Annotated in this window: 4 protein-coding genes and 1 pseudogene; all 5 read right to left on the bottom strand. The window is 66.8% G+C overall.

Annotation, left to right across the window (positions count from 1 at the left end):
- A partial coding sequence (locus tag ACIRA7_RS14865) for an AAA family ATPase (protein ID WP_396221628.1) occupies positions 1 to 487 on the bottom strand: 487 nt, incomplete at its 3' end.
- A 15-nt stretch (positions 488 to 502) separates the two neighbouring features.
- The gene (locus ACIRA7_RS14860; RefSeq protein ID WP_396221627.1) at positions 503 to 1,279 is read right to left on the bottom strand and encodes a DUF4159 domain-containing protein; all 777 of its coding nucleotides are present in this window, start codon (positions 1,277 to 1,279) and stop codon (positions 503 to 505) included.
- Positions 1,276 to 3,618 (bottom strand): tetratricopeptide repeat protein, encoded by a 2,343-nt coding sequence (locus ACIRA7_RS14855; RefSeq protein WP_396221626.1) that lies wholly within the window; start codon positions 3,616 to 3,618, stop codon positions 1,276 to 1,278. Before ACIRA7_RS14855 ends, ACIRA7_RS14860 begins: the two co-directional genes overlap by 4 nt.
- Positions 3,615 to 4,565 (bottom strand): hypothetical protein, encoded by a 951-nt coding sequence (locus ACIRA7_RS14850; RefSeq protein WP_396221625.1) that lies wholly within the window; start codon positions 4,563 to 4,565, stop codon positions 3,615 to 3,617. Before ACIRA7_RS14850 ends, ACIRA7_RS14855 begins: the two co-directional genes overlap by 4 nt.
- Positions 4,562 to 4,868, bottom strand: a pseudogene (locus ACIRA7_RS14845) (hypothetical protein); the annotation flags it as partial. The gene ACIRA7_RS14850 and the pseudogene ACIRA7_RS14845, both read right to left, overlap by 4 nt.

The raw sequence follows: 4,868 nt of genomic DNA, 5'->3' as shown, positions 1-4,868 counted from the left end.
GCTTGTCCAGTTCGTAGGTGCGTCCCTGTACAGTCACGCGACGCTCCTGCATGGCCTCCAGGAGCGCAGCCTGCGTTTTGGGGGGCGTGCGGTTGATTTCGTCGGCCAGCAGCACGTTGGCGAACACCGGACCGGGCATGAAGGCGAGACGACGCTGGCCGGTGGCCGGGTCGTCTTGAATCACGTCGGTACCCGTGACGTCGCTGGGCATGAGGTCGGGGGTGAACTGGATGCGCGAGAACTTGAGATCGAGCGCGCGGGCCAGCGTGGAGATGAGCAGCGTTTTCGCCAGCCCCGGCACGCCCACCAGCAGACAGTTGCCGCCGGCGAAGAGCGCAATCAGCGCCTGCTCCACCACGACATCCTGACCGACGATGACTTTGCGCAGTTCGGTGGCGATGCTTTGACCGGCGCCCTGCAGGCGGTCGGCAAGGACGCCGTCATCGAGACGGTCGAGTTCGGACGTGGAGGGGGCCGGAGCAGTCACCTGATTCCTCGGGGGCTAACGGGTCAACGCGTAGATGATGTAGTTCACGCCGAGCTTGTACGCTTCGTTCGACATGTCGAGCGGGAACATCCCCGTATCGGAGAACTCCCAGTACTCGGACAGGTCGTTGTTGTAATTCGCGATCGCCAGCAGACGCTTCTTCGGATCGTTGTCCTCGAAGACGCCGTAGAACACCGACTTGTAGCCGCGGTAGATCGGATGGTCGTAGTCGAGCGTCTTGATGCGATAGAACGCATCGAAGATCGGATGCGTGAGGTCCATCTCGATGAGACGCGCGTTCGGGAGCACCTTCTTCATGGCGTTCTCGAAGGTGATCCAGTGATCGCCGACGAAATCGTCGAAGATGATGAACCCGCCCTTCGCCAGATAATTGCGAAGTCCGAGCGCTTCGGCGTCATTGGGACGCCAGAAGCCGGGTTCCGCCATGTAGGCCACGGGATACTTGCCCAGCTGCGGATCATCGAGCGTGAGGATGTTGCTGGCGTCGATCCGCATGCGCGTGCTGGAGAGCTCGCCCACGATCTTGGTGAAGTGGCGCTCGCCGCGTGGATAGTCGTGACTCCACGGGATGTCGCGGCCGCCGCGGAATCCGCCGCCGCCGAACTCGGGGAGTTGGTACTTCACCCGCACGAAGGTCTGGCGACCGTCGTAGGGCACGTTGGGGAGAAACGCCGGTTGCTGGCCGCGTCGCTGCGCGTGCGCCGTATTCTGTGGGGCAAGGGACCACAGGAGCAGACCGGCATACAGCGCGGCACGAGTGAGTGACATCATTTGCCGCGCAACTCCAGCAAAAGGGCCTGCGCCTTCTCGAACGACGGCGCCGCTTCGAGCACCTGCAGCAGCTCGCGCCGCGCGCCGGCGATATCACCGGCATCGCGCAGCGCCCGGGCCAGTTCGTAGCGCGCATCGAGCAGGTCGGTGGGACCCATGGCAATGATGGCCCGACGCTCCAGCACCGCACGGGCCCGATCCCCCTGCGCCGCCGACAGCGTGGCCATGCGCACGTGCACCGTCGGGTCGTAGGGCCAGATCCAGTTGAGCCGGTCGAGCGCTCGAATGGCACCGACCTTGTCGCCGCGCGCTTCGCGGAGATCGGCCTCCATCATGTTCGCCTCCCACGCCGTCTCGTTGCGGCTGGTGACCTGCTCGACCAGCGTGATCGCCCGCGTGGTATCGCCCACCGCCCGCGCGATTTCCGCGAGATACCACGACGGGCCGTCATCGCCGCCGTGCTCGGGGAACATGGCGCGCGCCTGCTCGAACAACGCCCGTGCGGCATTGCGGTCGCTCCCCATCTTGGCGACCGCCTCGCGCATCGTGGCCACGAACTTGCCCCCGCTGCTGTCGGCGGGCGACGTGCCGCGCACCGCCGCGATAGCCACCGCGAACTTGCGCTGGGTGTACGCCTCGAACTCCGCGTCGATCTGCAGGGGCGTCTTCCCCAGCACCTTCTGAAACACGCCCGGGGTATCCATGCCATCGCGGTACGCTTTCAGCATCGCTGGCAACGCCGCGGCCCCCCGCGAGGCCTCCACCATCTCGCAGAAGAGCGACGCCTGGTAGTAGCTGAACTGCGTCTCCTCGGGGAAGCGCGGGCGCAGGAAGCCGTCACTGAGTTGACTGATCGGGCGCAGCTTGCCGTTGGCCATGGCGATCACGTACGACACCGTCGCGTCGGCGCCCCAGCCTCGACCTACCCGACGCTCTTCCAACACCGACAGCCCTTCCGACAGCCACCGCGGCACCCGATGGTCCGATGCCCCCAGCGTAAACGCATGCGTGAGCTCGTGCCACGCCGTGCTGCCCCAGTTGAACTGCCCCTTCTCGCGACCGTTTGGCGTGTCCATGGCCAGCAGGCTGCCAAAGCTCACCCCCAGCGCGCCCAAGCCGGCCAGCCCCACGGTGCGTACCGAGAAATCGGCGTGATAGCGGTAGAACTCGAGCCGCACCGGCGTGGGCGGCTTGTAGCCGTAGCGCACCGCCAGCGAATCGTAGGCCTGCTCCAGCAACGGCACGATGTACAACGCCAGCAGGTCCGCTTCGTCCGCTGGTGCCACCACACGAAAGCGTCCGCGATCGATCGTGCGGAACGTCTTCATCTTGTCGAGCAGGTCGAGCGTGTTCTTGTGCCACAGGTTGAAGGGATCGAGCGCGAAGGCCCGCTCCAGCGCGGCGCGGCCGGCGTCCATCTGCCCGATGCGCAATTGATTGGTGCCAAGCACGCCATACGCCGGCACGTACAACGAGTCATAGCCCGTGGCGCGCTTCGCCAGCGCCACCGCTTCGGTGTACCGACGCTGCCGCACCGACGCTTCGGCCAGCTCCGTGTAGAACGGCGCCGGCGCCGGCTGCAGCGCCGTCACGGCCGCCAGCGATTTGCGAAACGTGGCGCTGTCGCCGTTCAGGAACGCCATCGACCCCAGCACAAACCAGCCCGCACTCGACGTCGAGTCGGCATCGATGGCCCGTTGCGCATACACCCGCGCCGAATCGTACGACTCGGCGTCGCGATGCATCTTCGCCACGAACGCCAGCGCCTCGGCATAGCGTGGATTGCTCGAGATGCTCAACCGCGCCGTGGCCATCGGGTTGCCCTTGCCCTCGAACTCCTCAACTCGTGCCATCGCCAGCAGGGCCTTGGAATCGGTGGGCGAACGTCGCAGGATCCCTTCGAACGACAATCGCGCATCGGGCGCGTTGTACTTCTCGAGGAACAGCTCACCCGCGCGCAGCTGCGCGTCGAAGTTGCTGGAGTCGGCTGCCGTGGCACGATCGAACGCGGCCAGCGCCGAGCGTACCGCCTGCGCATTGCCCACGCCCAACAGCACGTAGGCGCGACCGGCCGAGAGGTATTCGTCGCTGTTGCGCGCCCCGCCTTGTTCGTACGCGGCGGTAATGCGACGCGCGCGCTGCGTGGCATCACCGCGATCGCCGCGCCGCACCGCCGCTTCGGCGGACGCGATCTCCGTGGCCCAGCGATCAGGGCCCGGCACCCGCGGCGGGAGCGGTGCCACGCGAGCCGTGGGCTGTGGCGCCGCACGATCCTGCCCACAGGCCGACAGCGGCGACAACGCCGACAGCGCCACCAGCATCCACATGGTCCGCTTCACTTGCTGCCTCCCGCCGCGCGAATCGCCTGTGTCTTTTCGGCCAGCGCCAACAGCAGGCGCTCCAGCTCCGCCTCGTACGCCGCGGCGGTCATGGAGGCCTTCTTGGTGCGCAGCGACGCGACTTCCGACTCGAGCGCCTGCCGTTCGGCCAGTAGCGCCGCGATGCGTGGATCGGCCGACGCGGCTGTCTTGCCGAACGCCACGCGCGATGCCAGCAGCGAGTCGCTCACCAGCGCGTGCTCGGTCTGCATGCGATTGCTACTCGTATAGGCTTTGCCGACTTCCGTACGCGCAAAGCGGAACACTTCGAACACCGACAGGCGGCCATCCTTGTCGGCGTCGGCGGCGTCCATACCGAGCGCGCCGGCGAAATACTGGAGGAACACCGACTCGTTGCGCTCGTTCGACGTCTTGGTGGCGGTCACCACCACACGATTCGGCGCCGTGAGCACGGGCACGAAATCCCCGCTGCCAGTGGCCGCGTTCACGAACACCACCTGTTGTTTGCCAAAGCCCGCCAACCACGACGCATACTCGGCGGCGGTGGCATCGGGGCCGGGCAGGTTCACCTTCGATTGCGCCCCTTCGCCGCTGCCGTGACCCATCAGCATCACGAACAGCACGTCCCCCGGCTGCACGCGCGACGACAAGCGCAGGAATGCCTGCGCGATGTTCTCGCGCGTCGAGCGCCCCGACGACAGCGCCGTACGCACGGAGTCTTCGGTGAGCACGATCAGACTGGAATCGCTCACGCCCCAGCGGTTCTTCGCCGCGTCGCGCGCTGACTGCGCCGACGCTTCGAACGCGCGCTTGAACTGCGGTTCCCCCGACAGCCCGATCACGAGCAGCACATGGGTGCGCTGCGCGCTGAGCGGAAGTGCCACAGCCAGTGCCAGCCCGCCATGCAGGGCCAGTGCCCGTACCCACCGCGGAAGCCTACGACTCATGCCAGTCCCCTCCACCGACGATATCCCCACTCCGCGCCGAGGAGCAGCGCTACCAAGAGGAATACCGCCGGCATGTCCCACAGGTCCTTCGCTTCACGCACGGTGACGCCCGCTTCGGTGAAGACGGCGTCCTCGGCCAGCTTGCCGGCGTCGGACAACGGGTAGTAGCGACCGCCAGTCTCTTCGGCGATGCGGCGCAGCAGCGAGGCGCGCAGCTCCGCCTGCGCCACATCGGCCCCGCGCTCATCGACCAGCAGCGAGCTGGTTGCCGTCTGCACCGAATCGCGACCACGGGTGGCCACG

Source organism: Gemmatimonas sp. (assembly GCF_044376735.1).
Lineage (GTDB): Bacteria > Gemmatimonadota > Gemmatimonadetes > Gemmatimonadales > Gemmatimonadaceae > Gemmatimonas.
This window is presented reverse-complemented; position numbering and strand designations above follow the sequence as displayed.